The organism is Alcaligenes ammonioxydans (assembly GCF_019343455.1).
Classification (GTDB): Bacteria; Pseudomonadota; Gammaproteobacteria; order Burkholderiales; family Burkholderiaceae_B; genus Alcaligenes; species Alcaligenes ammonioxydans.
Genome location: NZ_CP049362.1, coordinates 643,215 through 666,647 on the forward strand (window position 1 = coordinate 643,215; position 23,433 = coordinate 666,647).

Below are 23,433 nucleotides of genomic sequence, written 5' to 3' on the forward strand. Positions count from 1 at the left end.
GTCATGAATTTTTTGTATCGCTACGCCGCCCCTCAAAACTTTTATGCCCTGGCCGGACGCATGGTGCCTTGGGCTGCGTTTCTGGCGCTGCTGCTGTTTGTGGCGGGGGCGTATGTGGGCTTTTTCCTGGCTCCCACCGATTTTCAGCAAGGCGAGGGCTATCGCATTATTTTTCTGCATGTGCCCGTGTCATGGATGTCCATGCTGATTTATCTGGCCATGGGCTTCTGGTCCCTGATCTGCCTGGTTTTCAATAGTCGTACGGCCGCCATGATGGCTGCCGCGCTGGCTCCGACCGGTGCGATCTGTACGGTGCTGTCGCTGGTTACGGGCGCCTTGTGGGGCAAGCCCATGTGGGGCGCCTGGTGGGTCTGGGATGCCCGTCTGACGTCCGAATTGTTGCTGCTGTTTCTGTACATGGGGTTTATGGGCTTGCGCGGAGCGATTGACGATCCGCGCCGCGCGGACAAGGCCGCCTCCATCCTGGCCTTGGTCGGGGTGGTGAATGTGCCCGTTATCTATTTCTCGGTGCAGTGGTGGAACACCTTGCACCAGGGAGCATCGGTATCGCTGACCAGTTCGCCGTCCATGGCGACCGTCATGTTGACGGGCATGCTGCTGATGAGTCTGGCCATGTGGTGTTACTGCATTGCCATTGCACTGTACCGGGTGCGCAACTTGATTCTTGAACGTGAGGCGCATACCGCCTGGGTTCGCAACTTGCCGGAGGGCTGAGGATGCATTGGTCGAGTGTGAGCGATTTTTTCGCTATGGGCGGCTATGCCGTGTATGTCTGGGGTTCGGTGCTGGCCTGTGCCGTGCTGATCCTGGGCGAGGTGCTGGTTGCACGGGCAGGGCGGGCACGCGCCTGGCAGCGCGTGCGTGACGAGCGTGCTCTGGGAGAGCAAGGTCATGACTAAGCGACAGAATCGTCTGGTACTGATTTTGGGGGCTCTGGTGGTACTGGGCGCTGCGACGGCCCTGATCCTGAATGCCTTTCAAAGTAGTCTGGTGTTCTTCTTTACCCCTACCGAGGTCAGCCAGGGACAAAGCCCCGAGAACCGCACCTTCCGAGTCGGTGGCATTGTGCAGATGGACAGTATCCGTCGCGGTGGAGATCAAGGCATGGCCGTGAACTTTGTGGTCACCGATGGTGCGGCCCAGGTGCCCGTCAGCTACACCGGGATTTTGCCCGACCTGTTTCAAGAAGGGAAAGGCGTCGTGGCCCAAGGTCGCTTGAACGAACAGGGACATTTTGTGGCGGAAGAAGTGCTGGCCAAGCACGATGAGAACTACATGCCGCCGGAGGCCATGCACGCCATGGAGCAGGCCGAGCGTGCGAAACAAGGAGCTCAGCCATGATCCCGGAACTTGGGCACTTTGCCCTGATTCTTGCGTTTGTGCTGGCACTGGCCCAAGGCATTGTGTCCTTGTATGGGGCCTGGCGCGGCAATCTGGCCTGGATGGCCTTTGCCCGTCCAGCGGCCCGCTGGCAGTTTGGTCTGGTGGCCTTCAGCTTGCTGTGTCTGGCCTGGTCCTTTGCCAGTTTTGATTTCTCCGTGGCTTATGTGGCGCAGAATTCCAGCACCAAGCTGCCTTTGTTCTATCGCATTGCTGCGGTGTGGGGCGGGCATGAAGGCTCGCTGCTGCTGTGGATGTTCATGCAAACGGGCTGGGCCTTTGCCGTCAGCATTTATTCGCGCTCCTTGCCTGAGGCCATGCTGGCTCGTGTACTGGGTGTGCTGGGTCTGATCACGGCCGGTTTCTTGCTGTTTGTGCTGATCAGCTCCAACCCCTTCGAGCGCATGTTCCCGGTTCCGGCAGAAGGTCTGGATCTGAACACGCTCTTGCAGGATATTGGCCTGATTGTTCACCCGCCCTTGCTGTACATGGGGTATGTGGGTTTTTCGGTGGCCTTTGCCTTTGCAATTGCCGCTTTGTTGGCCGGGCGTCTGGATGCCAGCTGGGCGCGCTGGTCGCGTCCCTGGACGACAGCTGCCTGGCTGTTTCTGACCCTGGGTATCGCTGTAGGCAGCTGGTGGGCCTATTACGAGCTGGGTTGGGGCGGCTGGTGGTTCTGGGACCCGGTGGAGAACTCCTCCTTTGTGCCGTGGTTGGCGGGTACCGCCTTGATTCACTCTTTGGCGGTCACGGAAAAACGCGGCAGCTTCAAGAACTGGACGGTTCTGCTGGCAATCAGCACCTTCTCGCTGTCGATTCTGGGCGCCTTTCTGGTGCGCTCCGGTGTGTTGACATCCGTACATGCGTTTGCAACTGACCCGGCTCGCGGTGTGTTCATTTTGAGCCTGTTCGCCGTCATCGTTGGCAGCTCCCTGATCCTGTTTGCCTGGCGGGCGCCGCGTGTTGGCGCAGGTGGGCAGTTTGCCGTGGTATCGCGTGAATCCTTGCTGCTGGTCAACAACGTCCTGCTGGTCGTCGTGACGGGCACGGTTCTGTTGGGGACTTTGTACCCCCTGATTATGGATACGCTGGGTCTGGGCAAAATTTCCGTGGGGCCACCTTATTTCAACAAGGTGTTTGTGCCTTTGATGATCCCGGCGCTGGTCCTGATTGTGTTTGGTGTGCTGGCTAACTGGAAGCGGGCCAACTTGATGGACATCGTGCGCCAGTTGGCCTTGGTGATTGTGTTCAGCGTGGTGCTGGGCGCAGCCATTCCTTTGCTGTACGGCCAGTGGCAGGGTACCGCCGCTTTGGGCGCCGGCCTGGCCATGTGGATTGTGCTGGGCAGCTTGTTTGATGTGGTCAAGCGTGTGCGCGCCACGCGTTCAGGCGTGTTCTCTCAGCCGCGCAGCTGGCTGGGCCAGCATCTGGCTCATATCGGCGTGGCCGTCTTTGTGCTGGGGGTGACCATGGTCAGCCACTACGAGACAGAAACCGATGTCTTGTTGCAGCCTGGCCAGACGGCGCAGGTGGGCGCGTATGACGCGCGCTTTCAGGGCGTGCGTATTGTGCCCGGCCCGAACTACTCGGCCGAGCGTGGCACGGTGGAGCTGCTGCAGGACGGCAAAGTAGTGTCGACCTTGTACCCGGAAAAGCGTACCTATCTGTCCTCGGCTTTGCCCATGACGGAATCGGCGATCAACGCCAATGGCTTGCGCCATATTTACGTGGCGCTGGGCGATAACTTTGAGCAGGGTGGCTGGAGTGTGCGTCTGTACTACAAGCCCCTGGTGGACTTTATCTGGCTAGGCTGTTTGCTGATGGCCCTGGGCGGTGGACTGGCAATAAGTGATCGACGCTATCGCGCCAGGCAAACCCGTGCCGCTGTGCAGAGCAAAGCCATGAATACGCAGGTACAGGCATGAATCGTTTTACTGTTCCTCTGATTGGCTTTGTCCTGTTGCTGGTTTTTCTGGGCATCGGTCTGACGTTAAAGCCGAGCGAAGTGCCTTCACCGTTACTGGACAAACCTGCACCCTCTTTCAGTTTGCCTCAGTTGCACAATCCCGAAGTCAGCTTTTCGGGCGAGCAGATGAAGGGGCGTGTCTGGCTGCTGAATGTGTGGGCGTCCTGGTGCTATCCCTGTCTGACCGAACACCCCTTTATCAAAGAGCTGTCCACTGAGCACAAGGTGCCGGTGGTGGGGTTGAACTACAAGGACGTGCCTGAGGAAAGCCGCGAGTGGCTGCTGCGCAACGGCAATTCTTACGAAGTGTCCGTTATGGACAGGGATGGCCGCGTAGGCATTGATTTTGGCGTGTATGGCGTACCGGAGACCTTTGTCATCGACAAGCAGGGCATTGTGCGCTTCAAGCATATCGGCCCTGTCTCGCGTGAATCCATGGAGGAGACCTTGTTGCCCTTAATCCGTCGTTTGGAGCAAGAGCCATGATGATGCGTGTATGGATGGCCGCTTTCCTTGCCAGTATGTGGCTGCTGGTACCGACCGCTCAGGCGCAGTCTGACGCGCAGGGAGTTCAGGAGTCAGTGATGTTGGAAATTGCTGCTGAGCTGCGTTGTCTGGTGTGCCAGAACGAGTCTATTGCGGCTTCGCGTGCCGAGCTGGCTGTGGACTTGCGCCATCAGATCATGGAGCAGTTGGGGCAGGGCCGCAGCCCGGATCAAATCCGCTCGTATATGGTGGACCGCTACGGCGACTTCATCTTGTATCGCCCGCCCTTCAAGTCCACCACGGCACTGCTCTGGCTGGGACCAGCCCTGTTGTTACTGACTGGCTTTCTGGTTTATGCCTTTACCCTGCGCCGTCGACGCCGTGCGGGTGATGAAACGACCCTGACGGATGAGCAACGCCGTCAAGCCGATGCCCTTTTGCAGGGTTCTTCTCGGGATGAACAATCGTGACTATTGTTTTTTATAGCGTAGCCGCGCTGCTGGTACTGCTGTGTGCGGCCTATCTGATGCTGAGCGTCAAACGCAAGCCAGCCTTGCAGCGTGTGGTTGAACACAAGCAGGCGAACCTGGCGATTTTGCGCGAGCAGTTGAAAGAAATTGAGCGGGACAAGCAGGCCGGTGTCTTGTCCGCTCAAGATTTCGAGCAGGCGCAGATGGATTTGCGTCAGCGCGTACTGGAAGAGAGCGAAGGGCTTAAAACGGAGACTGTTCAGCACACTGGCGCCCCCAGGCTGGCCTGGACCCTGATGATCAGCATCCCGATTGCTGCCATCGCCCTGTACTTTTATCTGGGTAACCCGGTGATGCTGGACCCTGCCGCCGTGCAGCAACAGGCTAACGCACAGCCCGTGGATATTGAGGCCATGGTGGCCCGTCTGGAACAGCGTCTGAAAGAAAACCCGGATGACCCGGGGGCTTGGTTGATGATGGCCCGCTCGCACCGTTACTACGGTCGTCATCAGCAAGCGGCAGAGGCCTATGCCAAAGCCATGCCGGTGGTGGACGGAGACCCGACGGCACTGGCTGAATATGCCGAGTCCATGTTGCTGGCTGGAATCGACACCCTGGATGGGTTGCCCGGCCGTTTGGTCAAACGTTCCCTGGATCTGTATCCGGAAGAGCCCTTGGGCCTGATGCTGGCGGGGGCTGCGGCTTTGCACAAGGAGCAGTATCCGGCCGCCATCGATTACTGGCAGCGTTTGCTGGCGCAGTTCCCGCCCGATTCGGAAACCGCCAAGGTCGTGAATCAGGGCTTGCAACTGGCGCGTGAGCGTATGCGTATGCCAGCGAACTCGGAACCGGAACCTGCCGCGGCTCCCTGATATGGAAATAGCGTCTCTGGATTTGGGCCTGATTGCCCTGATAACGGCGTTTCTGGCGGGCATGGCTTCGTTTTTGTCCCCCTGTGTCTTGCCTTTGGTTCCCGGCTACCTGTCCTATCTGGCCGGGGACGGCCAGGTGTATACCCAGGTCAAGCGCAGCCAGTTACTGGGCCGCAGCGTGTGCTTTGTTGCCGGCTTTTCGCTGGTGTTCATTGCCTTGGGGGCCAGCCTGTCTTACCTGGGTCAGATCTTGATGGCCTACCGTTATGAGTTGAATGTGGCGGCAGGCGTGATGGTGGCCTTAGCCGGTTTGAGTGTGATGGGTGTGCTGCGCATGCCCATGAGTCTGCAACGGTACTACCGTTTTGAGTCCGGTAAAGCGGCGGGCCCCGGTGGCGCAACGCTGATGGGGCTGGCATTTGGATTTGGCTGGACTCCCTGCATCGGCCCGATTTTGGCTGGCATTCTGATGATGGGGGCCAGTACCGCCAGCGCAGGCAAAGCCAGTATTCTGCTGTCTGTATATGCGTTGGGCCTGGGTGTTCCCTTCATTCTGGCCGCGTGCTTTTTGACGCCCTTTTTGCAGCGCATGACGCAAATTCGCACGATTGGACGCTATGTGCGTTGGGGTGCGGGTCTGGTGTTGATTGTGATGGGCTGGGCCATGGCAAGCGGTGAACTGGCCCGTTTTGCGATCTGGGTGCTCAAAACATTCCCGGTGTTAGGACAACTGGGCTAAGCCTTTGTCCGCCGGGAGTCCGTGCAGGGACTCCTCTGTGCTCAGGACGCAGTGCGGCGTCACTTTACGGCGGCATTGCCGCCATCCGCGAACAGGGCTGATCCGGCAACAAAACTGGACAAGGGGCTGGCCAGAAAGAGCGCAGCGGACGCAATTTCGTCTGCTTGGGCGATGCGCTTCAGGGCATGCAGCCCCGCTGCCCATTCCTTGGTGCTGGGGTCTCCGGCTATGTCTGTATCGGTGCCGCCAGGCAAGAGGGCATTCGCCCGTATGCCTTGAGCCGCATAGTCAGCCGTAATGCCTTTTACCAATCCCATGAGTGCGGCTTTTGAAGCCCCGTAGGCCGCCATGCCAGGAAGGCCCGCGCTGGTGCCGACAAAGCTGGAGGTGAAAATCAGTGAACCGCTGCCACGCGTGAGCATGGCCGGAATCTGGCTGCGGGCCCCTAGAAAGGCTGCGGTCAGATTGGTCTGGAGTGTGTGTTGCCATTCCTCAGGGCTTATCGCTACCAGAGGTTTGAGGGGGCCGATGATGCCGGCGTTATTGACGGCGATGTCCAAACCGCCGAATCGGTTCAGGGCGACTGCAACCAGCCGCTCATGGGTTTGGGCCTGAGTAATGTCGCCGACCACCAGCTCGACCTCTCCGCCATCGTGCCGGATGGTGCTGGCAATTTCCTCAAGCAAGGCACCACGTCTTGCCGTCAGAACCATTGCCGCCCCGTGGGCCGCAAACATCAGTGCCGTGGCGCGTCCGATACCCGACGATGCCCCCGTGACAATTGCCACTTTGCCATCCAGTAAAGCCATTTGTGAAACCTCCCACTGGGTTCATTGAGAGCTCACATCGTAATGATCCTGAGCTCGCGCGGAACTCCGTTTCTTGTTCTCGAATTCGGCAGGCTCAAGGCGTGAAGGAGACGGTTCGCATGACAGGCCTGGTGGCCGTGGCGTCGTGTTGTTTGGCAGGTATTGCAAGCGCGGGTATCTGTCCTGAGCGAGGGAGCCGCAGTTGCCGGGCAGTTGGCCCGTCCTCAGTCTTGTGCCTCGCGGCGCAGCAGCTCGCGTTTGCGTTCCACGCCCCAGCGATAGCCTGCCAGATCGCCGTTGCGTCGTACGACGCGGTGGCAGGGAATCGCGACCGCAAGGTGGTTGGAGGCGCAGGCCTGGGCCACCGCGCGTACTGCCTTGGGTGAGCCGATGCGATCAGCAATCTCGGTATAACTGGCCGTAGCGCCGGATGGGATCTCGCACAGCGCACGCCAGACACGTTGCTGAAAGGCGGTGCCTTGCACATCCAGGGGCAAGTGCAAACCGATCGATGGGTTCTCGACAAAACCCACCACCCGGGCGATCAATTGCTCGAACTTAGCGTCGCAGCCAATCAGTTCGGCTTTGGGAAACTGGTCTTGCAGGTCGCGCAGCAATTGCTCGGGGTCCTCACCCAGCAAGATAGCGCAGATGCCGCGCTGGCTCTGAGCGACCAGGATGGCACCCAGCGAGCATTGGCCCACAGCAAAGCGGATGACGGCCCCGGCGCCGCCAGCCCGGTAGTCGCGCGCGCGCATGCCCAGCAATTGACCGGAGGCCTCGTAAAACCGGCTGTTGGAATTGAATCCACTGTCGTAGATCGCATCGGTAATGGAGGTGTTTGGGCTGCTCAGTTCTTTGCGCAGTCGGCGTGCCCGGGCGGCCGAGCTGTAGGCTTTGGGCGTCAGACCGGTTTCTGCCTTGAAGAGTCGATGAAAGTGAAAGGGGCTTTTGCCAACTTGCGCGGCCAGCTCTTCCAGTGACGGTGGGGTGTCCGAGGCCTCGATAAGACGGCAGGCGCGTGCGACAAGGGCCGCCCGCTCGGCGGCAGCGCTGCTCTGGTCTTTACTGGGATGACGGCTGCAACGGTAGCCGGCCGCCTCAGCCGCTTGGGCAGAATCGAAGAATTCAACGTTTTCACGTTTGGGCAGCCGACTGCCGGCACTTGGGGGACAGTACACGCCCGTTGTGCGCACGGCATAGACAAAATGGCCGTCGGCGGCGGCATCCCGCGCTTGTACGGCCGCCCAGCGCTGCTCGTCGGTTTCGTAAGCAAGGTCCGTCTTCATGGCAAAAGCCCTGTCAATGTTGATGACGACGCCAGAATACGCGGGTCTTTCATCGCCAGCACTCCGATTCTTGCGGTCAACGGCGGGTACCTCGGCCAAGGTGGCTGTTGTGATGCCAACCTTGCCAACAGGTGTTCTTGCTCCAGGCAGAGCACAAAGGCCGGTTGATACCGGCCTTTGTGGTGTGAATGCGTGGGCTGTGCGCCCGGCGCTGTGTGTTTACACCGGGCTGGGCGTGTAACCCGCTTCTTCAATCACTTTCAGGGCTTGTGCGCTATCCAGACCCTGCACGGTGACCTGATGTTTTTCCAGGTCCGTGCTGACCGTGGCTTGAGGCGCAACGGCCTGAATGGCCTCAGTGATGCTGCGTACACAGTGGCCGCAGGTCATGTCGGGAACAGAAAAGGTGGACATGGCTGACTCCTTGGATAAAAACAATGAAGCGAGCTTAAGGCTTGCCACAGGGGCAAGGTCAAGCCCTGTTTCCTAAAACAGGGCCGGTGCCATCAGACGGATCTGGTCAAGTTCCGGATTGCCCAGCCATTGAATTTGGCTGCTGTCCAAACCTAAGCCTGCTTCCTTGTTCTCCACGAACGCACCCTGGGTCAGGGTCTGCTTTTCCGTATCCATCAGAACGACATAGCTGGCACGGGGGCAGTCATGTGGTTTGCAGCCGGAAAAGACTTGATAGTCGCGTCCATCCAGAGAAACGGTTTGGCCTGGTGAGGCGGTGCCGAAGTCCTTGACCCAACTGGCATTGTTGGCCACGTCCTGCATCAGCTTTTGGTATTGCTGGGCTACGTGCGGATTGGACTTGGCCAGATCTGCCAGATAAACGGATTCCGGGGACTGTGCATGGCTCAGAAAGGGAAGGAGCAGGGCGCTGCCCAGGACCAGGCGGCACAGGGAATGGGAAATACGCATGGGATCTCCAAGAATGAGGCGAGCGCCCAGTTTAGCAGCCGACCAGCGGCGATACTGTTAACAAAATCAAGGAAAACGTGCATAAACGACGGTGTCCGCAGTCGTTATAGTGCTTATCCGTCCCTGCGATTGGCACAGGTTCGTGTTTCCTGTCGCATGAGCAGGATTTCGAGGAGGTGTAGGTAAAAACCACAGCTTGCCAGCAAAATTGTTTCATAACTAAACTATTTATAAATGAACGGTTGGCATGGTTGCATTTGTGGTTCGATCTGCTGTGCATCTTAGATAAAGACAGCCTATAAGCGCGGTGGCGCAAGGAGATAACATGAAAGGTATTGCATTGACCGTGGCCTTGGCTGCGGCTTTTGGCGGTTCTTTGGCTCAGGCCGAAACCATCAAGGTGGGGATGGCAATGGACACCTCGGGTCCGTTTGCTGCCGTGGGGGGCGAGGTTCGTGACGGTTTCAATCTGGCCATCAAGCAACTGGACGGCAAGCTGGGCGGCTTTCCGGCCGAGTTCATCCAGCAGGATATGGCCGGTAATCCCGACCAGGCCCGCCAGTTGGTCAATCGTTTCGTGCAGCGTGACAAGATCGACTTCTTTACCGGGCCTGTCGGCTCCAACGTGGCGCTGGCTGTCGCTCCTGCTCTGTTCTCGGCCAAGGTGCCTTACCTGACCAGCAATCCAGGCCCCAGCCAACTGGCCGGCGCAGGCTGCAATCCTTATTTCTTTGGGGTGTCCTATCAGAACGATGCGTTTGACGAGGCGGCCGGCAAAGTGGCGGCAGACCGCAACTACGAGAAGATGTTCATCATTGCTCCTGACTATCCAGCCGGCAAGGATCATCTGAACGGTTTCAAACGTGGGTATGGCAAACCGGTCAGCGATGAGCTCTACACCAAGCTCGGTCAGATCGACTACTCGGCAGAGCTGGCCCAGATTCGTGCCGCCAAGCCTCAGGCTGTGTTTTTCTTTCTGCCCGGCGCCATGGGCATCAACTTCATCAAACAGTTTGTGGCGGCTGGCCTGAACAAAGATGTGGTCTTGCTGGGCCCGGCTTTCTCGGGTGACGAGGACATTATCCCAGCCGTGGGCGAGCCGATTTTGGGCATGCTCAATACTGCGCAGTGGTCGCCTGATCTGGACGTTCCGGCCAACAAGACCTTTGTGGAGGAGTTTCGCAAAGCCTACGACGGCCGTTACCCCTCGGTGTATGCCGCGCAGGCCTATGACGTGATTCTGGCGATCGATGCCGCAGTCAAGCAAGTGGACGGCAAAGTCTCGGACCGTGAGGCGGTGCTTAAGGCATTGAAAGCGGCCGACTACAACTCGGTGCGTGGCCCCTTTACCTACGGCAACAACAACTTCCCTATCCAGGCTTATTACCTGCGTGAAGTGGTCAAGGACCAGGATGGACGTCTGGTCAACCGTATGGTCAGCAAGGTGTTTGACTCCTACCAGGACGTCTACGCCAAAGATTGCAAACTTAATTAAGATTCACAGGTGGTAAAAGCATGTCGCTCATTCTGATTAGCGAGCAATTGCTGAATGGTTTGCAGTTTGGTTTGATGTTGTTTCTGATTGCCGCGGGCCTGACATTGGTCTTTGGCATTATGGATATCATGAACCTGGCCCACGGCTCCCTCTATATGGCGGGAGCCTATGTGGCCGCGGAAACCATGCAGCGTACAGGGTCTTTCACCGCCGCCATTGTGGTGGCGGTGGCAGTGACAGCCCTGGTCGGTATTGCCCTGGAAATTCTCATTCTGCGCAAGCTGGTCACTCGTGACCACCTGGCTCAGGTACTGGGAACCTACGCCGTTATTTTGATCGCCAACGATGTGGTCAAAATGATTTGGGGGCCAACCCCCGTAATGTTGAATATGCCCGCCTTGTTGTCCGGGCCGGTAGAACTCTTGCCTGATTTCCTCTATCCCGCCTTCCGTCTGATGATTATTGCGGTTGGTCTGGTGATGGCGCTGGCCTTGTATGCCTTCGTGACCAAAACACGAGCCGGTGTGCTGGTGCGGGCAGGCGCCTCCAACCGGCAGATGGCCACCCTGATGGGTGTGCGGGTGCCTATTTTGTTCCTGGGCGTGTTCACGCTGGGCGCCGCCTTGGCTGCGCTGGCCGGTGCGCTGCTCGGCCCGATTACCGCGGTTCAGATCGGTATGGGCGAGGATATTCTGATCCTGGTTCTGGTCTGTATCGTGATCGGTGGGATCGGCTCGATTCGCGGCGCTTTTGTGGGCGCTCTGCTGGTGGGGATGGTCGATACTGCTGGCCGTGCGTTCCTGCCCATGTTGCTGCGTAATATCTTCCCGGCTGACGTCGCTTCCAGCGTCGGGCCTACGATTGCTGCCATTTCGATTTACGTTCTGATGGCGGTGGTTCTTGTTTTCCGTCCTTCGGGCCTGTTCCCGGCGCGAGGTTAATGTATGTCTACTTCGCGTATTTTGTCGGCCCTGGTGCTGCTGGCTTTGCTGGCCTTTCCCTTGATTGCACCGATGTATGGGCTTGAGTTCTACATTTCGTTTGTTCGCCGCATTTTTATCTATGCCCTTGCGGCCAGTGCCTTGAATTTGGTGCTGGGCTATGGCGGGATGGTGGCGCTGGGTCATGCCGCCTTTTTTGGGGCAGGGGCCTACACCGTCGGTATTCTGGCCACAGAAGGTGTGCAAAGCGGCCTGGTCGCCTGGCCTGCTGCCATGCTGATCTCCGGTCTGCTTGCGTTCCTGACGGGGGCGGTGTCGCTGCGTACCCGTGGTGTGTACTTCATCATGATTACCCTGGCCTTTGCCCAGATGATCTTTTATATGTTCATCTCCTTGCGCCAGTACGGGGGTGAGGACGGCCTGAATATGTATAGCCCCTCGTCGCTGCCCGGAATCGATCTGAGCAATGACCTGAGCTTTTACTACCTGGTTCTGGCTATCCTGCTTGTGGTTCTGTTCCTGTTCAACCGTCTGGTCAATGCCCGTTTCGGACAGGCCTTGATGGGCACCCGTGAAAACGAAAGTCGCATGACGACCCTGGGTTACCCGGTCTATCGCATCCGTTTGACGGCGTATACCCTGAGTGGCGCCATCATGGGCCTGGCCGGCGCCTTGCTGGCGAACCACAACCTGTTTGTCTCGCCCAGCCTGATGAACTGGACCCAGTCGGCCGACCTGATCATCATGGTGCTGGTCGGGGGGATTGGACTGTTGTATGGCGGTGCGCTGGGGGCGTTCGTGATGTTGGTGCTGGAAGAAATCCTGCGCAACTGGACGGAGTACTGGCATATGCCGCTGGGTATTTTGTTGCTGCTGGTGGTGTTTTTCGCACCCAAAGGACTGGCCGGACTGGTACGTGTCCGTTCGGCTGCTGATCCGGCAACGGCCGCCAAGGAGCAAGCATGACGAACACGATAGCCGCCGCCAAGGCGGGCAGCGGCACAGCCGCTTTGCAAGCCCGTGGTCTGATGAAGCGCTTTGGTGCTTTGCAGGCTACCAATGATGTTTCCCTGGATCTGGTTCCCGGTGAAATCCATGGTCTGATCGGCCCGAATGGGGCCGGTAAATCGACCCTGATTCACTTGTTGTCGGGTACCCTGAGCCCGGACTCGGGGCAACTCTTGCTGGGAGGGCGCGATGTGACGGCCCTGTCCGGTCACCAGCGCGTTGCCGCTGGGCTGGCACGGTCCTTCCAGATCACGAATATCTTCAAGAACTACACGGTACTGGATAACTTGGTACTGGCCCTGCAGGCCTGTAGTGGCAGCAGTTTCCGCTTCTGGCGTGCGCGGCAGACGGAAACCGAGCTGTATGAACAAGCCCGTGCCCTGGCTGCCGAATGCGCCATTGATGCCTCGCTGCTGCATACCCAGGCCGGTGTTTTGCCGCATGGCGAGCAGCGCAAGGTGGAGTTCGCCCTGGCCTTGGCCAGTCGGCCGCAAGTCCTGTTGCTCGATGAGCCTATGGCAGGCATGGGGCCGGACGAAACGCTGCGTTTGACCGAGCTGATCGAGACCATGCGCGGCAAGGCCACCATGTTGCTGGTCGAGCACGATATGGAGGCGGTGTTCCGCCTGGCTGACCGGATCTCCGTGCTGGTGGCTGGCCACATTATTGCGACTGGTACTGCGGCCGAGATCCGCGACAACGAGGCGGTGCGCCAAGCTTATCTGGGCGACGATGACACGCCAGCTCCAACCAAGGTGGAAAGCCATGCTTGAAACGACTCAATTACAAAGTGGCTATGGCGCCAGTCAGGTGCTGTTTGGGGTGGATCTGTCCATTCGCAGCGGTCAGGTAGTGACAGTGCTGGGTCGCAATGGCATGGGCAAGACCACCTTGCTGAAAACCATTCTGGGCCAGTTGCCCGTGCGCGGCGGCGATGTGAAGTTCGACGGCCAGTCCATTGCAGGCTGGAATCCGGACCGTATCGCCCGGGCCGGTATCGCCATTGTGCCTGAAGGGCGTCAATGCTTTCCCAACCTGACGGTGGCCGAGCACCTGACGGCCTTTGCCTGCAATCGCAACCCCAAGGCGCACAAAACCTGGACGCCTGAACGTGTCTATGATTTTTTCCCGCGTCTGCGGGAGCGTGCGTCCAATATGGGCAATCAGCTCTCGGGTGGTGAGCAACAAATGCTGGCCATTGGCCGTGCCTTGGTCACCAACCCCAAGCTGCTGATTCTGGATGAAGCATCCGAAGGTCTGGCGCCCAAGGTACGTGAGGAAATCTGGAACTGTCTGGCCGTGTTGCGTGAAGAAGGGCAGACCATCTTGCTGATCGACAAATATGTCGAGCGCCTGATGGCCTTGTCGGATCACCACATTATTCTGGAACGGGGCAAATTGGTCTGGCAGGGAAATTCTGAGGCACTGGGAGCGGACCGCACGTTGTGGACACGCTATCTGGGCGTGTAAAAAACACAATTTGCAATAATTGTCCTCAAACCGCCTGGTCGTGCACAGGCGGTTTTTTTTGTCTCAGACTTCGGAGTTTCTTAGGAGCGGCTTGTCAGGCAGGGGGACTTTTCACCGAAAGTTCCCTAACGATCTGAAGAAAGATTCTTTCCTTGCGATGTATCAATGTGTAATGAAATGGCATTCCTTACGATGTCCATAAGGCCAGCAGGGTTATGCGTCCTACCCGGACTCCTTACTGGCAGGAAGCTCTGTCATCCCATAAGGAAGTTGTTATGAAATTACGCCTGTTCACTCTCTCTGCTCTGGCTGCCGGTTTGTTGCTGGGCACTGCCGCGCAGGCCCAGGAAAATGAACCTGTACAGCCCATCCCTGCCGCCGTTGTCACGGACCCTGCACGGGTGGAGCTGGGTAAAAAGCTGTGGTTTGAGCCCCGTTTGTCACGCTCGGGTTTTATCTCCTGTAATTCCTGCCACAACCTGAGCATGGGGGGCACGGACAATATCCGCACCTCTATTGGGGATCGCTGGCAGGAAGGCCCGATCAACTCACCGACCGTCCTTAACTCCAGCCTGAACCTGGCCCAGTTCTGGGATGGTCGAGCCAGCGATCTGAAAGAGCAGGCCGGCGGCCCCATTGCCAACCCGAAGGAAATGGCATTTACACATGAACTGGCCATGGAGTTTCTGAGCTCGATCCCCGAGTACAAGGCCGAGTTCAAGCAGGTATTTGGCAAGGACGATTTCGGTATTGATGAAGTCACCTCGGCGATTGCGGCGTTTGAAGAAACCCTGGTGACCCCGGACTCCCGCTTTGACTTGTGGTTAAAGGGTGACAAAAAAGCCATTACAGATCAGGAACTGGCCGGTTATCAACTGTTCAAAGGCAGTGGCTGCGTGGCTTGTCACAATGGTCCCAACCTGGGCGGCACCTCTTTCCAGAAAATGGGCCTGGTCGAACCCTACCAGACCACGAACCCTGCAGAAGGTCGTGCAGCTGTAACGGGCAAGGATGCCGACCGTTTCAATTTCAAGGTGCCCACGTTGCGTAACGTGGAGTTGACCTACCCCTACTTCCATGACGGCGCGGTCAATACTCTGACCGAAGCGGTCGACACCATGGGCCGGCTGCAGCTGGGACGCAGTTTCACTGCGGAAGAAAATGCCCAGATCGTGGCGTTCCTGAAAACGCTGACGGGCAAGCAGCCTGAAATCACGTTGCCTATTTTGCCCCCATCGCGTGATAACACACCCCGTCCGGTGCCATTCGGTTCCTGATAGGGAGCTGTTCCGCGGCGGCCGCTAGTGATCCGGCGCCGCCTGTACGACTAACCCAGGACTTGGAAGCAGTTTTCCAAGCCTGGGTTTTTGCTGTTGGGCGCGGATTGAGGGTCCGGTTCTGCCCTCCGTCCAGCAATCCCCTGTTGCTATTGTTGATGCTCACTCAGTCAGGTCAAAAAAATAGTACCATTTAGATACTATTTAAATGACTGGAACCATCATGAGTCGCATTGTCCTGTTTGAGAACATTCATCCTAGCGCCCGTGAAGTTTTTGAGGCGGCGGGCTTGACCGACATTCAGACCTACAAGGGAGCCTTGTCGGGTCAAGAGCTGCTGGAGGCTGTCAAAGGCGCAGAAGTTGTGGGCATCCGTTCCCGCAGTCAGTTTGACCGCCGGGTGCTGGAACAGGCAGACCAGCTCAAAGTGCTGGGCTGCTTTTGTATCGGGACCAACCAGGTGGACCTGGAGCAGGCTCAAAACCGCGGTGTCCCGGTCTTTAATGCGCCGTTCTCCAATACGCGCTCGGTTGCCGAGCTGGTGCTGGGTGAGGCCATCTTGTTGCTGCGTCGTATCCCCGAGAAAAACCTGCGTGTGCATCAGGGCTTTTGGGACAAAAGCGCCGATGGTGCCTTCGAGATTCGCGGCAAGACGCTGGGTGTGATTGGTTACGGCAATATCGGCTCTCAAGTCGGCACCTTGGCAGAGGCCTTGGGTATGCGCGTGCTCTATCATGATGTCGAATCCAAGCTTCCTCTGAGCAATGCGCGTGTTTACGGCAGCTTGAAACAGATGCTGGCTGAATCTGATGTAGTGACCTTGCACGTTCCCGGTGGCCAGGGAACGCAGAACATCATGAATGCCGAGACCATCGCGGCCATGAAGCCGGGTTCCATTCTGATCAACGCCTCGCGCGGTACGGTCGTGGACATTGATGCCTTGCATCAGGCGCTGGTCAGTGGCCATCTGGCAGGGGCGGCGCTGGACGTTTTTCCAGTCGAGCCGAAAAGCGTGGACGAGCCCTTGAAGAGCCCGTTGATCGGTATGCCCAATGTTATTTTGACACCGCATATCGGCGGTAGCACGCAGGAGTCGCAAGAGAATATCGGCCGTGAAGTGGCGGAAAAGCTGGTCAGTTATCTGCGCAGTGGTGCGACCAAGGGGGCCGTGAATTTTCCGGAGGTGTCGTACTACGACATCCAGGGGGCGGTTCGTTTGCTGCATGTCCATCGCAACGTGCCGGGGGCGATGGGCAGCCTGAACAATATTCTGGCTCAGCACGGCATTAACATCACTCGTCAGCAACTGCAAACGCAGGGCGAGTTGGGCTATGCCATGACAGACCTGGATCGTGTGCCTGATCAGGAGGTGCTCGATGCAATCCGCGCGCATCCCGGCACGGTTCGTAGCGATTTGATTTTCCCGGCGTAAGACGAGCCCTTAGATCGTGCAAATGGCCCCGGATTCCAAGGAATCCGGGGCCATTTGCCACCTGCTGCGCTGCCACCTGCTGCGCTGCCACCTGCTGCGCTGCCACCTGCTGACTAGCGCTCTCCTGTGTGCCCGCTCAGGCGGAGTGTAGGGACCGGGTTGGCCAGGCGATGGTCTGTTCGGGGCTGCTGCCCGGAACAATAATGTCACGCAGGGTGTAATTGTCCAGATAGCTCAGGAACTGGACCAGGGCCTGCTTGAGAATGCTGCTGAGATTGCAGCGCCCACTCAGAATGCAATGGGTGCCGCTGCCCAGGCATTCCACCACGGCAAGATCTGTTTCGGTGTAACGGACCAGCTCGCCCAGATTGATGTCATCGGCAGGGCGTGCCAAGCGCATCCCACCATTTTTTCCTCGCTGCGTCTGAATCCAGCCGCCTTTGGCAAGCAGATGGGTTACTTTCATCAGGTGGGCCTGGGAAATCTGGTGGTACTGGGCAATTTCCGCGATGGTGCAGAGCCTGTCTTCATTCTGGCCCAGATACATCAATTGACGCAGGGCATAATCGGTAAGATTGGTCAGACGCATGATCAGGGCAGTTGCAACTCTGTGGCTACTTGGGTGGGGTTGTGCTGGAACTGGTAGCCAAACCAGAAGCTGCGGGCGATGCGCTGGGCATATTCCAGTGCCAGCTCGGCCATGGCCCGGTTTTCACGCTCCTGGCAGGTTTCTTTGAACAGACGCAACCATTGTTCAAAGTGACTGGCTTGAATGTGCTGGAGCGACAAGTGCTTGGCCATCGGGTTGCCATTGAAGCCGTCTGTCTTGAGCAGCAAGGAGGACCAGAACTCCTCCATGACGCCCAGATGCGTATCCCAATCCTTGATGCGTTCTGAAAAAATCGGGCCAAGAACATCGTCCATCCGGATACGGTCATAGAAATCCCAGACCAGATCATGAATTTCCTGGCGGGTACATAAAGGATTGAGAGCCATAATATTTTGAATTTAAAGATATATATTTTATCTATCTTATTGGCAGCGCTCGCCGGGGTCAAGCCGGAAAGGAAACATCTGGTTTACACACATTGCTGTGCTTGATTTCACGCAGATTCAACGCCTGTGTCCCTACACTCAACTGCAGTTTCAGAAGTGTAGATGTAGCGTTCTGAACGCTTGGCCGGTCAAGCCGGCAGGGCAAAGGTGGATCAGGTTTTGAACAGCGTTCTTTATAAAACACAAGTATCACGGAAGGTAAATTGCACTAGGCGGGCTGGCAAGCTACGATTACTTTTTGTTGGCTGAATCCTATTTTGTTACAACATGGTGCGCTAGGAATAATGATTACAAAAAGACAGGCCCAAACGCTTTCTTGCGTCATCCCTGGTTTGAATGAAGCAGAAAACCTGCCCGCTTTGCTGCCGGTTCTGGTGGCGAAGTTGCGCGAACTGGTCCCGGATTTTGAAATCATTTTCGTCGATGATGGCAGCACGGACGCAACCCCGTTGGTGGTTGAGCAGTTGCGGCAAACCTATCCTCAACTGGTGTATCTGCAGTTATCCCGCAACTTTGGCAAAGAAGCGGCGTTGACGGCAGGTCTGGAGGCCAGTCGCGGGCAGGTCGTGGTGTGTATGGATGCGGATTTGCAGCATCCCCCCGCCTTGATTGAAGCCATGTTGGAGCGTTGGTCGACGGGTCTGGAAATGGTCTATGCCGTGCGCGAAACCCGCGATGATGAGACCTGGATGAAGCGGGCTGGCACCAGCTTGTTCTACAAGCTCATGCGTACGTCCAATGGCTTGCGGGTGCCACGCGACGCGGGGGATTTTCGCCTCATGGATCGTTGTGTGGTCGATGCCTTGTTGGCCTTGCCCGAGCGCAGCCGTTTCATGAAAGGCTTGTTTGCCTGGGTGGGCTTTCCTTCCGAACCTATTTATTACTCGCCTGCGGAGCGTCTGCATGGTGTTAGCCGCTTTCGTCCTGCAAAGTTGTTGCGCTTTGCCGTGGACGGTCTGACGGCCTTCACCACCTGGCCGCTGCGCTTGCTAAGTTTGCTAGGTGCGATACTGGCCATGCTGTCATTCAGTTATGGCTTGTTCATTATCTTTAAGCATTTGCTCTATGGCGATGCGGTGCGGGGCTGGGCCAGCTTGATTACGGTGGTGCTGTTTTTTGCCGGCGTGAACATGCTGTCGCTGGGTGTGGTGGGCGAATATGTCGCCAGCATCTTTGCCGAGGTCAAAAACCGGCCCTTATATCTGGTTCATCGCCGTCGGGGGCAGGGCTTGTCCTCCGTTCCCGTGCCGTCGCAAAGCCAGGAGCCGAACGCCTCCCAGCGTCAGGCTCCATCAGGGGATTGAAGGTGATTTTTGCCGTTTAATGGGCAAAATGCCGTCAAATGTAATTGAACGCTACAACGATATTCTGATTCATGTCGACAGCCACGACAGTGGCTGCCTCACTCTCTTGGTTTGACCGTGAACGATGAGTATCGATAATTCATTTTCCCCTTCTGGCGCAACGGTCCCACATGGGCAGTCTGATGGGATGGCCTGCTGGCTGCGCCGTGGCGTAGAGCGCCTGGGTACGCTGCCCAGCGCCTGGGTGGGACTGCTCGCACTGCTGTGGTTCGCTCTGACGCTGGGAGTCTACCCCTTGCTGATTCCGGACGAAGGACGCTATGTGGGTGTTGCCCTGTCCATGCTGGAGTCCGGTGACTATCTGGTGCCGCGTCTGGATGGTTTGCCTTTTTTTCATAAGCCACCGCTGCATTACTGGCTCACCGCCTTGAGTCTGAAAGTGCTGGGCGTCAATTTTGTCGGCGCCCGTCTGGTCCCGGCCCTGATGGCCGCGCTGCTGATTGCCGGAATGCATGCCTTTTTGAAGCGTCATGCCAGTCGGCAACATGCCGCCTGGACGGCTTTGATCCTGACCAGCAGTCCTTTGCTGTTCGGCGCCTCCCACTACGCCAATCTGGATATGACAGTGGCGGCCTTGATCAGCAGCTGTGTGCTGCTTGGTGCACATGCCGCCTTGCAAATGGAGCAGGGACGCGCCTATCGGCTGGCATTGATGGGGCTGTATGTCATGGCGGGTCTGGCCTTTCTGGCCAAAGGCCTGATCGGGATTCTGATTCCCGGTGGCGTGCTGGTGTTCTGGTTGCTGGGGCGTGGTCAGTGGCGCGTCTTGCTGCGGCTGTTTTCCTGGACCGGCCTGGGCCTGCTGGCATTGGTGGCCACGCCCTGGATGTGGGTCATGCAAGCCCGCTATCCGGGATTTTTCGACTATTACATCGTCTACCAGCATTTCCAGCGCTTTCTGGAAACGGGTTTTAACAATCCGCAACCCTTCTGGTTCTACTTCGCCTTGATGCCGGTGGCCACCTTAGGGTGGACGCCCTTTTTGTTCCGGCGGGGCCGAGGCGCCGACCACACGCCGGATGGCTTGGGGGCGGTACGGGGGCTGATGTTGTCGGCTTTGCTGACGGTCCTGATTTTTTTCTCCATACCCACGTCCAAGCTGCTGGGCTATGTGCTGCCCGCCATGGGGCCCTGGGCTTTTTTTCTGGCCGATGGTCTGATCCGCCAAAGCCAGCGGGAGGGGGAAGCGAAAGTAGCGCGTTTTGCTGTCGGGAGTGTGGCGGTTTGCCTCACGGTCTGTCTGGTCGCGGTATTGACCATGGTGCTACGTCCACAGGTCAATAGTCAGGCCTTGGGCCGCGTTCTTGCCGCCCAGTACCACAAGGGAGATCGTATCGTTTATCTCAATGACTACCGCTACGATCTGGGGTTTTATGTACCGGGCATGTCGAACGTCAGTGTGATGGGCCGTTGGGATGATCCGGAGATCATGCATACGGATAGCTGGCGTAAGGAGCTAGTGGAAGCGGCACGTTTCGAGCCTCATCGCGGGGCGCAGATATTGATAGACCGGCCAACCCTGCGCCAGCAGTTGTGCCGGGACCGGGCAGCCGTAGTGTGGCTGATCGGTGCGCCTGACGCGGTGCGCCAAAGCCAGGTGCTCAACCATGCCCAGCGCCTGTATGATGACCAGCGCATCGCCTTGTGGCGCTTTGATAGCGATGAGTACGAGCTTATGTGCGGCGAAACGCCCACAGTCGCCCAGCCAGAAACGTCAGCACCGCCAGGCCAATAAGAATCAAGCCCAGCAGCAGGTCGTAACGCAGGCCGGAGTGATTCAGCAAGAAAGCGTAGCTGGCTTCGTTCACGGCGAAGCCAGCAGCCGACACCAGAAAAAAACGGGATAGCGCGGGCAGGAAACGGGCATTCTGGGACCGGAAGGTCAGCCAGTAATGGCCACCAAATGACACCAGAAAGGCAGTCAGCCAGCCAAAAAGATTGGCCAGCAAGGGCGACAGGCTCAGCGTTTGCACCAGGGCGATTACAATCCCCCAGTGCGTGAAGGCGGCCAGGGTGCCGACCAGAATGAACAGAATGATTTGACGAGACATAAAGCGAAAGCGGAGCGAGCGGTGGCCAAAGACAGGCAGATCAGTATATGCGCGGATGATTTCGGCATGGCCCAGGCTGTAGACGAGGCCATCTTGAGCTTGGCCCAGGCCCGGCGCCTGACAGGAACCTCCTGCCTGGTCGATGGGAACAGCTTTATACAAAATGCTCCAGCGCTGCGTCAGAGTACCTTGCAAAAAGGCTTGCATCTGAATTTTACCGAGTTTGCCGGACAAGCGGGTGTTTATGCGATGCCGCTCAAGCAGGTCATTATTCGCAGCCTGCTGAATCGTCTGGACAGCCAGAAGATCAAGGACAGCGTGGCCCGCCAGCTGGATAAGTTTGAGCAGGTGATGGGACAGGGGCCTGACTACATTGATGGGCACCAACATGTGCATCAGCTACCCATGATTCGTGAGGCCTTGTTGGCCGAAGTGGAGCGTCGCTATGCCGCCCGCTTGCCCTGGCTGCGCTATACCGGCGCTGATCGACTGGCAAGCGGCTTTGCGTTCAAGGACCGATTCAAGGCACGGATTATTGCGGCCCTCGGTTCCAGCCAGTTGTCACGCTTGGCCCGGGCCCGGGGGATCACCTTGAATACCGGCTTTACCGGTGTGTACGATTTCCAGGGAGGCAGGCAGCGCTACGGTGAACTGGTCAGGGCCTGGCTGGCTGTCATGCAGCATGGAGACAGCATGATGTGCCACCCCGCGCTACGCAGCGTGCCTGATGACCCGGTGGGCGCACAGCGGCTGGCGGAGTATGAGGTGCTCGCCAGCCCGCAGCTGCAACAATGGCTGGATCAGTACAGTCTGAGAATCGCCTGAACCGGGTTGCTAGACTTGGGTGGCAGGCAGGCTGTGGCTGCCTTCTCCCAGGCTGCGCTGCATGATGACCACATCAATCCATTGCTGGAATTTATAGCCCACCGCCGGTTGGGTGCCGACATGGGCAAAGCCCAGTGAACGGTGCAATGCGATGGAGCCCCGACTGTCATGGCCGGCGATAATAGCCACCATTTGTCGCCAGGGACCTTTTTCGCACTCCATCACCACTTGTTCCAATAGCGCCTTGCCCAGGCCTTTGCCAATCTGCCCCTGAGCCAGATAGATGGCGTTCTCTACCGTGAAGCGGTACGCAGGGCGGGATCGGTAGCTGGTGGCATAGGCATAACCGACGATTTGCCCATCCAGTTGTGCGACCAGCCAGGGTAGGCCCAGCTCCTGCACCTGGGCAAAACGGCGACGCATTTCCTGTTCGTCAGGCGGGCTTTGTTCGAAGGTCGCCGTACTGTGCAGCACATGATAGGCATAGATGGCTTGCACCGCCGCCATGTCTTCCAGACTGGCGGGGCGGATCAGCAAGGTGCTGGCCTGGCTGCCTTTAGGCAGGGACGAGGCGAAAGGGGCTTGCGTACTCTCGGGGGGGAACATACTATTTTTCCTTTGAACTGATTTAGTTTATCCCGACTTCAGGAGTGTCTATGTCCTTTCCACACCAGTTTTTGACCGAGCAATTGGCCGTCGCCCCTCAGTTGTCGGGAGAGGACATGCAAGCGGTAGCCGATGCGGGCTTCAAAAGCGTTATTATCAACCGGCCTGACCTGGAGGGCGGCCCCGATCAGCCTTTGTCAGCTGATGTGATGAAGGCCGCTCAGGCAGCAGGCTTGCAGGTAGAGTATCAGCCGGTGGTCGGTAGTGCCATTACCCCTGCTGATGTTGCCCGTTTTGGCCAATTATTGGAAGCCTTGCCAGCCCCGACCCTGGCCTATTGCCGCACCGGCACACGTTGTGCCGTATTGTTTCGCGCATTGAACGAAACCTGACCTGGCTCAAGGTTCAGGTGTTTATCCGCTTGTCCTGCGTCTGTAAGCAGCGCTAAGCTATCTGTCTCCATTCAAAGGGGTTATGCCATGTTCAAGAAAATTCTGATTCCAACTGACGGTTCCGAGCTCTCCTCTCAGGCAGCCAACAAGGGCGTGACCTTTGCCCGCCAAATGGGAGCCGAAATTCTGGCTTTGCACGTGACGCAGCCGTTTGCCGCCACGGTGGGTTTTGATGGTATGGCCGCGGCTTACGCCATCACCGACGAGGACTACGACAAAACCGCCAAAGAACAGTCACAAAAATACCTGCAGCAGATTTTGGATCGTGCCGAAACCGCGGGTGTAAAGGCGACCGGTAAATCCGTGTCCAACTTTAACGTGGCCGACGGTATTGTGCAGGTCGCCGAGCAGGAAGGGTGTGATCTGATTTTTATCGGCAGCCACGGCCGCAGTGGTCTGTCCCGCCTGTTGCTGGGCAGTGTCACCATCAAGGTGTTGAACATGGCCAAAAACACCGTACTGGTGTATCGCGTCAAAGAACACGACTGATCGTTTTCAGG

General features: G+C 57.7%; 28 protein-coding genes. 20 read left to right on the plus strand and 8 right to left on the minus strand.

What is annotated here, in order from left to right:
* Positions 1-3: 3 nt before the first annotated feature.
* The 8 genes from ccmC to FE795_RS02945 are packed head-to-tail and all read left to right on the plus strand — an operon-like array spanning position 4 to position 5,934.
* The gene (ccmC, locus tag FE795_RS02910; RefSeq protein ID WP_003803793.1) at positions 4-735 is read left to right on the plus strand and encodes a heme ABC transporter permease CcmC; all 732 of its coding nucleotides are present in this window, start codon (positions 4-6) and stop codon (positions 733-735) included.
* 17 nt (positions 736-752) lie between these two features.
* Positions 753-920, plus strand: coding sequence for a heme exporter protein CcmD (ccmD, locus tag FE795_RS02915; RefSeq protein ID WP_230406251.1), 168 nt, complete (start codon positions 753-755; stop codon positions 918-920).
* Positions 913-1,362: a cytochrome c maturation protein CcmE gene (gene ccmE, locus FE795_RS02920; protein WP_003803788.1), complete on the plus strand. Its 450-nt coding sequence runs from the start codon at positions 913-915 to the stop codon at positions 1,360-1,362. The genes ccmD and ccmE overlap by 8 nt, the downstream gene beginning before the upstream one ends.
* Positions 1,359-3,326, plus strand: a complete 1,968-nt coding sequence (locus FE795_RS02925; protein WP_003803787.1) for a heme lyase CcmF/NrfE family subunit — start codon at positions 1,359-1,361, stop codon at positions 3,324-3,326. The genes ccmE and FE795_RS02925 overlap by 4 nt, the downstream gene beginning before the upstream one ends.
* On the plus strand, positions 3,323-3,853 hold the full coding sequence (locus FE795_RS02930; protein ID WP_003803786.1) for a DsbE family thiol:disulfide interchange protein: 531 nt from the start codon (positions 3,323-3,325) through the stop codon (positions 3,851-3,853). The genes FE795_RS02925 and FE795_RS02930 overlap by 4 nt, the downstream gene beginning before the upstream one ends.
* A complete protein-coding gene (locus tag FE795_RS02935; protein ID WP_219235647.1) occupies positions 3,850-4,323 on the plus strand; it encodes a cytochrome c-type biogenesis protein in 474 nt (157 codons plus the stop codon). The genes FE795_RS02930 and FE795_RS02935 overlap by 4 nt, the downstream gene beginning before the upstream one ends.
* Positions 4,320-5,195 carry a c-type cytochrome biogenesis protein CcmI gene (gene ccmI, locus FE795_RS02940; protein ID WP_003803784.1) on the plus strand — a complete coding sequence of 292 codons (876 nt, stop codon included), beginning with the start codon at positions 4,320-4,322 and terminating at the stop codon, positions 5,193-5,195. Before FE795_RS02935 ends, ccmI begins: the two co-directional genes overlap by 4 nt.
* 1 nt (position 5,196) lies before the next feature.
* Complete coding sequence (locus FE795_RS02945) at positions 5,197-5,934, plus strand: cytochrome c biogenesis CcdA family protein (protein WP_219235648.1); 738 nt, start codon at positions 5,197-5,199, stop codon at positions 5,932-5,934.
* A 59-nt stretch (positions 5,935-5,993) separates the two neighbouring features.
* Here the strand turns inward: FE795_RS02945 and FE795_RS02950 are convergent, their stop codons facing one another.
* The 4 genes from FE795_RS02950 to FE795_RS02965 all read right to left on the minus strand — a co-directional run bounded on the left by FE795_RS02950 (position 5,994) and on the right by FE795_RS02965 (position 8,956).
* Positions 5,994-6,743 carry an SDR family oxidoreductase gene (locus tag FE795_RS02950; RefSeq protein WP_219235650.1) on the minus strand — a complete coding sequence of 250 codons (750 nt, stop codon included), beginning with the start codon at positions 6,741-6,743 and terminating at the stop codon, positions 5,994-5,996.
* Between the two features lie 224 nt (positions 6,744-6,967).
* Positions 6,968-8,032: a bifunctional DNA-binding transcriptional regulator/O6-methylguanine-DNA methyltransferase Ada gene (ada, locus tag FE795_RS02955; protein ID WP_219235652.1), complete on the minus strand. Its 1,065-nt coding sequence runs from the start codon at positions 8,030-8,032 to the stop codon at positions 6,968-6,970.
* 219 nt (positions 8,033-8,251) lie between these two features.
* Complete coding sequence (locus FE795_RS02960) at positions 8,252-8,446, minus strand: heavy-metal-associated domain-containing protein (RefSeq protein ID WP_003803780.1); 195 nt, start codon at positions 8,444-8,446, stop codon at positions 8,252-8,254.
* A gap of 72 nt (positions 8,447-8,518) precedes the next feature.
* The gene (locus FE795_RS02965; protein WP_003803779.1) at positions 8,519-8,956 is read right to left on the minus strand and encodes an Ivy family c-type lysozyme inhibitor; all 438 of its coding nucleotides are present in this window, start codon (positions 8,954-8,956) and stop codon (positions 8,519-8,521) included.
* A gap of 325 nt (positions 8,957-9,281) precedes the next feature.
* Here FE795_RS02965 and FE795_RS02970 point away from each other — a divergent pair, with 325 nt between their 5' ends.
* From FE795_RS02970 to serA, 7 genes are all read left to right on the plus strand, one after another.
* Positions 9,282-10,451, plus strand: coding sequence for an ABC transporter substrate-binding protein (locus tag FE795_RS02970; protein WP_003803778.1), 1,170 nt, complete (start codon positions 9,282-9,284; stop codon positions 10,449-10,451).
* A 20-nt stretch (positions 10,452-10,471) separates the two neighbouring features.
* Positions 10,472-11,392 carry a branched-chain amino acid ABC transporter permease gene (locus tag FE795_RS02975; RefSeq protein WP_003803777.1) on the plus strand — a complete coding sequence of 307 codons (921 nt, stop codon included), beginning with the start codon at positions 10,472-10,474 and terminating at the stop codon, positions 11,390-11,392.
* Positions 11,393-11,395: 3 nt separating this feature from the next.
* On the plus strand, positions 11,396-12,358 hold the full coding sequence (locus FE795_RS02980; protein ID WP_003803776.1) for a branched-chain amino acid ABC transporter permease: 963 nt from the start codon (positions 11,396-11,398) through the stop codon (positions 12,356-12,358).
* The gene (locus tag FE795_RS02985; RefSeq protein ID WP_003803775.1) at positions 12,355-13,173 is read left to right on the plus strand and encodes an ABC transporter ATP-binding protein; all 819 of its coding nucleotides are present in this window, start codon (positions 12,355-12,357) and stop codon (positions 13,171-13,173) included. Before FE795_RS02980 ends, FE795_RS02985 begins: the two co-directional genes overlap by 4 nt.
* On the plus strand, positions 13,166-13,870 hold the full coding sequence (locus FE795_RS02990) for an ABC transporter ATP-binding protein (RefSeq protein WP_059318648.1): 705 nt from the start codon (positions 13,166-13,168) through the stop codon (positions 13,868-13,870). Before FE795_RS02985 ends, FE795_RS02990 begins: the two co-directional genes overlap by 8 nt.
* Positions 13,871-14,145: 275 nt before the next feature.
* On the plus strand, positions 14,146-15,147 hold the full coding sequence (locus FE795_RS02995; RefSeq protein ID WP_059318649.1) for a cytochrome-c peroxidase: 1,002 nt from the start codon (positions 14,146-14,148) through the stop codon (positions 15,145-15,147).
* A gap of 223 nt (positions 15,148-15,370) precedes the next feature.
* The gene (gene serA / locus FE795_RS03000; protein WP_131071291.1) at positions 15,371-16,579 is read left to right on the plus strand and encodes a phosphoglycerate dehydrogenase; all 1,209 of its coding nucleotides are present in this window, start codon (positions 15,371-15,373) and stop codon (positions 16,577-16,579) included.
* A gap of 136 nt (positions 16,580-16,715) precedes the next feature.
* Here the strand turns inward: serA and FE795_RS03005 are convergent, their stop codons facing one another.
* Together FE795_RS03005 and FE795_RS03010 are read right to left on the minus strand one after the other, a co-directional pair.
* Positions 16,716-17,168, minus strand: a complete 453-nt coding sequence (locus FE795_RS03005; RefSeq protein WP_219235654.1) for an RrF2 family transcriptional regulator — start codon at positions 17,166-17,168, stop codon at positions 16,716-16,718.
* Between the two features lie 2 nt (positions 17,169-17,170).
* Positions 17,171-17,575 (minus strand): group III truncated hemoglobin, encoded by a 405-nt coding sequence (locus FE795_RS03010; protein ID WP_003803768.1) that lies wholly within the window; start codon positions 17,573-17,575, stop codon positions 17,171-17,173.
* A gap of 344 nt (positions 17,576-17,919) precedes the next feature.
* Between FE795_RS03010 and FE795_RS03015 the strand changes: the two genes are divergently transcribed.
* Together FE795_RS03015 and FE795_RS03020 are read left to right on the plus strand one after the other, a co-directional pair.
* Positions 17,920-18,939: a glycosyltransferase family 2 protein gene (locus FE795_RS03015; protein WP_003803766.1), complete on the plus strand. Its 1,020-nt coding sequence runs from the start codon at positions 17,920-17,922 to the stop codon at positions 18,937-18,939.
* A 124-nt stretch (positions 18,940-19,063) separates the two neighbouring features.
* The gene (locus FE795_RS03020) at positions 19,064-20,734 is read left to right on the plus strand and encodes an ArnT family glycosyltransferase (protein WP_230406252.1); all 1,671 of its coding nucleotides are present in this window, start codon (positions 19,064-19,066) and stop codon (positions 20,732-20,734) included.
* Here the strand turns inward: FE795_RS03020 and FE795_RS03025 are convergent.
* On the minus strand, positions 20,673-21,050 hold the full coding sequence (locus tag FE795_RS03025; RefSeq protein ID WP_039943765.1) for a GtrA family protein: 378 nt from the start codon (positions 21,048-21,050) through the stop codon (positions 20,673-20,675). The two genes, FE795_RS03020 and FE795_RS03025, sit on opposite strands and share 62 nt — an antisense overlap.
* A 66-nt stretch (positions 21,051-21,116) precedes the next feature.
* On the opposite strand from FE795_RS03025, the gene FE795_RS03030 reads away from it, so the two are divergent.
* The gene (locus tag FE795_RS03030) at positions 21,117-21,875 is read left to right on the plus strand and encodes a ChbG/HpnK family deacetylase (protein ID WP_100214885.1); all 759 of its coding nucleotides are present in this window, start codon (positions 21,117-21,119) and stop codon (positions 21,873-21,875) included.
* Between the two features lie 9 nt (positions 21,876-21,884).
* Here FE795_RS03030 and FE795_RS03035 read toward each other — a convergent pair whose 3' ends face one another.
* Entirely contained in the window at positions 21,885-22,481 is a 597-nt protein-coding gene (locus FE795_RS03035) for a GNAT family N-acetyltransferase (RefSeq protein WP_003803761.1), read from the minus strand.
* 50 nt (positions 22,482-22,531) lie between these two features.
* Here FE795_RS03035 and FE795_RS03040 point away from each other — a divergent pair, with 50 nt between their 5' ends.
* Both FE795_RS03040 and FE795_RS03045 read left to right on the plus strand, forming a co-directional pair.
* The gene (locus FE795_RS03040) at positions 22,532-22,873 is read left to right on the plus strand and encodes a TIGR01244 family sulfur transferase (RefSeq protein ID WP_003803759.1); all 342 of its coding nucleotides are present in this window, start codon (positions 22,532-22,534) and stop codon (positions 22,871-22,873) included.
* Positions 22,874-22,960: 87 nt separating this feature from the next.
* Positions 22,961-23,422, plus strand: a complete 462-nt coding sequence (locus tag FE795_RS03045; RefSeq protein WP_003803758.1) for a universal stress protein — start codon at positions 22,961-22,963, stop codon at positions 23,420-23,422.
* The last annotated feature ends 11 nt before the right edge of the window (positions 23,423-23,433 follow it).

What these genes read in the sequence shown, in the direction of transcription:
- ccmC (WP_003803793.1), top strand. Translation starts at nt 4, where the DNA reads ATGAATTTTTTGTATCGCTACGCCGCCCCTCAAAACTTTTATGCCCTG.
- ccmE (WP_003803788.1), top strand. Translation starts at nt 913, where the DNA reads ATGACTAAGCGACAGAATCGTCTGGTACTGATTTTGGGGGCTCTGGTG.
- FE795_RS02925 (WP_003803787.1), top strand. Translation starts at nt 1,359, where the DNA reads ATGATCCCGGAACTTGGGCACTTTGCCCTGATTCTTGCGTTTGTGCTG.
- FE795_RS02930 (WP_003803786.1), top strand. Translation starts at nt 3,323, where the DNA reads ATGAATCGTTTTACTGTTCCTCTGATTGGCTTTGTCCTGTTGCTGGTT.
- FE795_RS02935 (WP_219235647.1), top strand. Translation starts at nt 3,850, where the DNA reads ATGATGATGCGTGTATGGATGGCCGCTTTCCTTGCCAGTATGTGGCTG.
- FE795_RS02945 (WP_219235648.1), top strand. Translation starts at nt 5,197, where the DNA reads ATGGAAATAGCGTCTCTGGATTTGGGCCTGATTGCCCTGATAACGGCG.
- FE795_RS02950 (WP_219235650.1), bottom strand. Translation starts at nt 6,743, where the DNA reads ATGGCTTTACTGGATGGCAAAGTGGCAATTGTCACGGGGGCATCGTCG.
- ada (WP_219235652.1), bottom strand. Translation starts at nt 8,032, where the DNA reads ATGAAGACGGACCTTGCTTACGAAACCGACGAGCAGCGCTGGGCGGCC.
- FE795_RS02960 (WP_003803780.1), bottom strand. Translation starts at nt 8,446, where the DNA reads ATGTCCACCTTTTCTGTTCCCGACATGACCTGCGGCCACTGTGTACGC.
- FE795_RS02965 (WP_003803779.1), bottom strand. Translation starts at nt 8,956, where the DNA reads ATGCGTATTTCCCATTCCCTGTGCCGCCTGGTCCTGGGCAGCGCCCTG.
- FE795_RS02970 (WP_003803778.1), top strand. Translation starts at nt 9,282, where the DNA reads ATGAAAGGTATTGCATTGACCGTGGCCTTGGCTGCGGCTTTTGGCGGT.
- FE795_RS02975 (WP_003803777.1), top strand. Translation starts at nt 10,472, where the DNA reads ATGTCGCTCATTCTGATTAGCGAGCAATTGCTGAATGGTTTGCAGTTT.
- FE795_RS02980 (WP_003803776.1), top strand. Translation starts at nt 11,396, where the DNA reads ATGTCTACTTCGCGTATTTTGTCGGCCCTGGTGCTGCTGGCTTTGCTG.
- FE795_RS02985 (WP_003803775.1), top strand. Translation starts at nt 12,355, where the DNA reads ATGACGAACACGATAGCCGCCGCCAAGGCGGGCAGCGGCACAGCCGCT.
- FE795_RS02990 (WP_059318648.1), top strand. Translation starts at nt 13,166, where the DNA reads ATGCTTGAAACGACTCAATTACAAAGTGGCTATGGCGCCAGTCAGGTG.
- FE795_RS02995 (WP_059318649.1), top strand. Translation starts at nt 14,146, where the DNA reads ATGAAATTACGCCTGTTCACTCTCTCTGCTCTGGCTGCCGGTTTGTTG.
- serA (WP_131071291.1), top strand. Translation starts at nt 15,371, where the DNA reads ATGAGTCGCATTGTCCTGTTTGAGAACATTCATCCTAGCGCCCGTGAA.
- FE795_RS03005 (WP_219235654.1), bottom strand. Translation starts at nt 17,168, where the DNA reads ATGCGTCTGACCAATCTTACCGATTATGCCCTGCGTCAATTGATGTAT.
- FE795_RS03010 (WP_003803768.1), bottom strand. Translation starts at nt 17,575, where the DNA reads ATGGCTCTCAATCCTTTATGTACCCGCCAGGAAATTCATGATCTGGTC.
- FE795_RS03015 (WP_003803766.1), top strand. Translation starts at nt 17,920, where the DNA reads ATGATTACAAAAAGACAGGCCCAAACGCTTTCTTGCGTCATCCCTGGT.
- FE795_RS03020 (WP_230406252.1), top strand. Translation starts at nt 19,064, where the DNA reads ATGAGTATCGATAATTCATTTTCCCCTTCTGGCGCAACGGTCCCACAT.
- FE795_RS03025 (WP_039943765.1), bottom strand. Translation starts at nt 21,050, where the DNA reads ATGTCTCGTCAAATCATTCTGTTCATTCTGGTCGGCACCCTGGCCGCC.
- FE795_RS03030 (WP_100214885.1), top strand. Translation starts at nt 21,117, where the DNA reads ATGGCCCAGGCTGTAGACGAGGCCATCTTGAGCTTGGCCCAGGCCCGG.
- FE795_RS03035 (WP_003803761.1), bottom strand. Translation starts at nt 22,481, where the DNA reads ATGTTCCCCCCCGAGAGTACGCAAGCCCCTTTCGCCTCGTCCCTGCCT.
- FE795_RS03040 (WP_003803759.1), top strand. Translation starts at nt 22,532, where the DNA reads ATGTCCTTTCCACACCAGTTTTTGACCGAGCAATTGGCCGTCGCCCCT.
- FE795_RS03045 (WP_003803758.1), top strand. Translation starts at nt 22,961, where the DNA reads ATGTTCAAGAAAATTCTGATTCCAACTGACGGTTCCGAGCTCTCCTCT.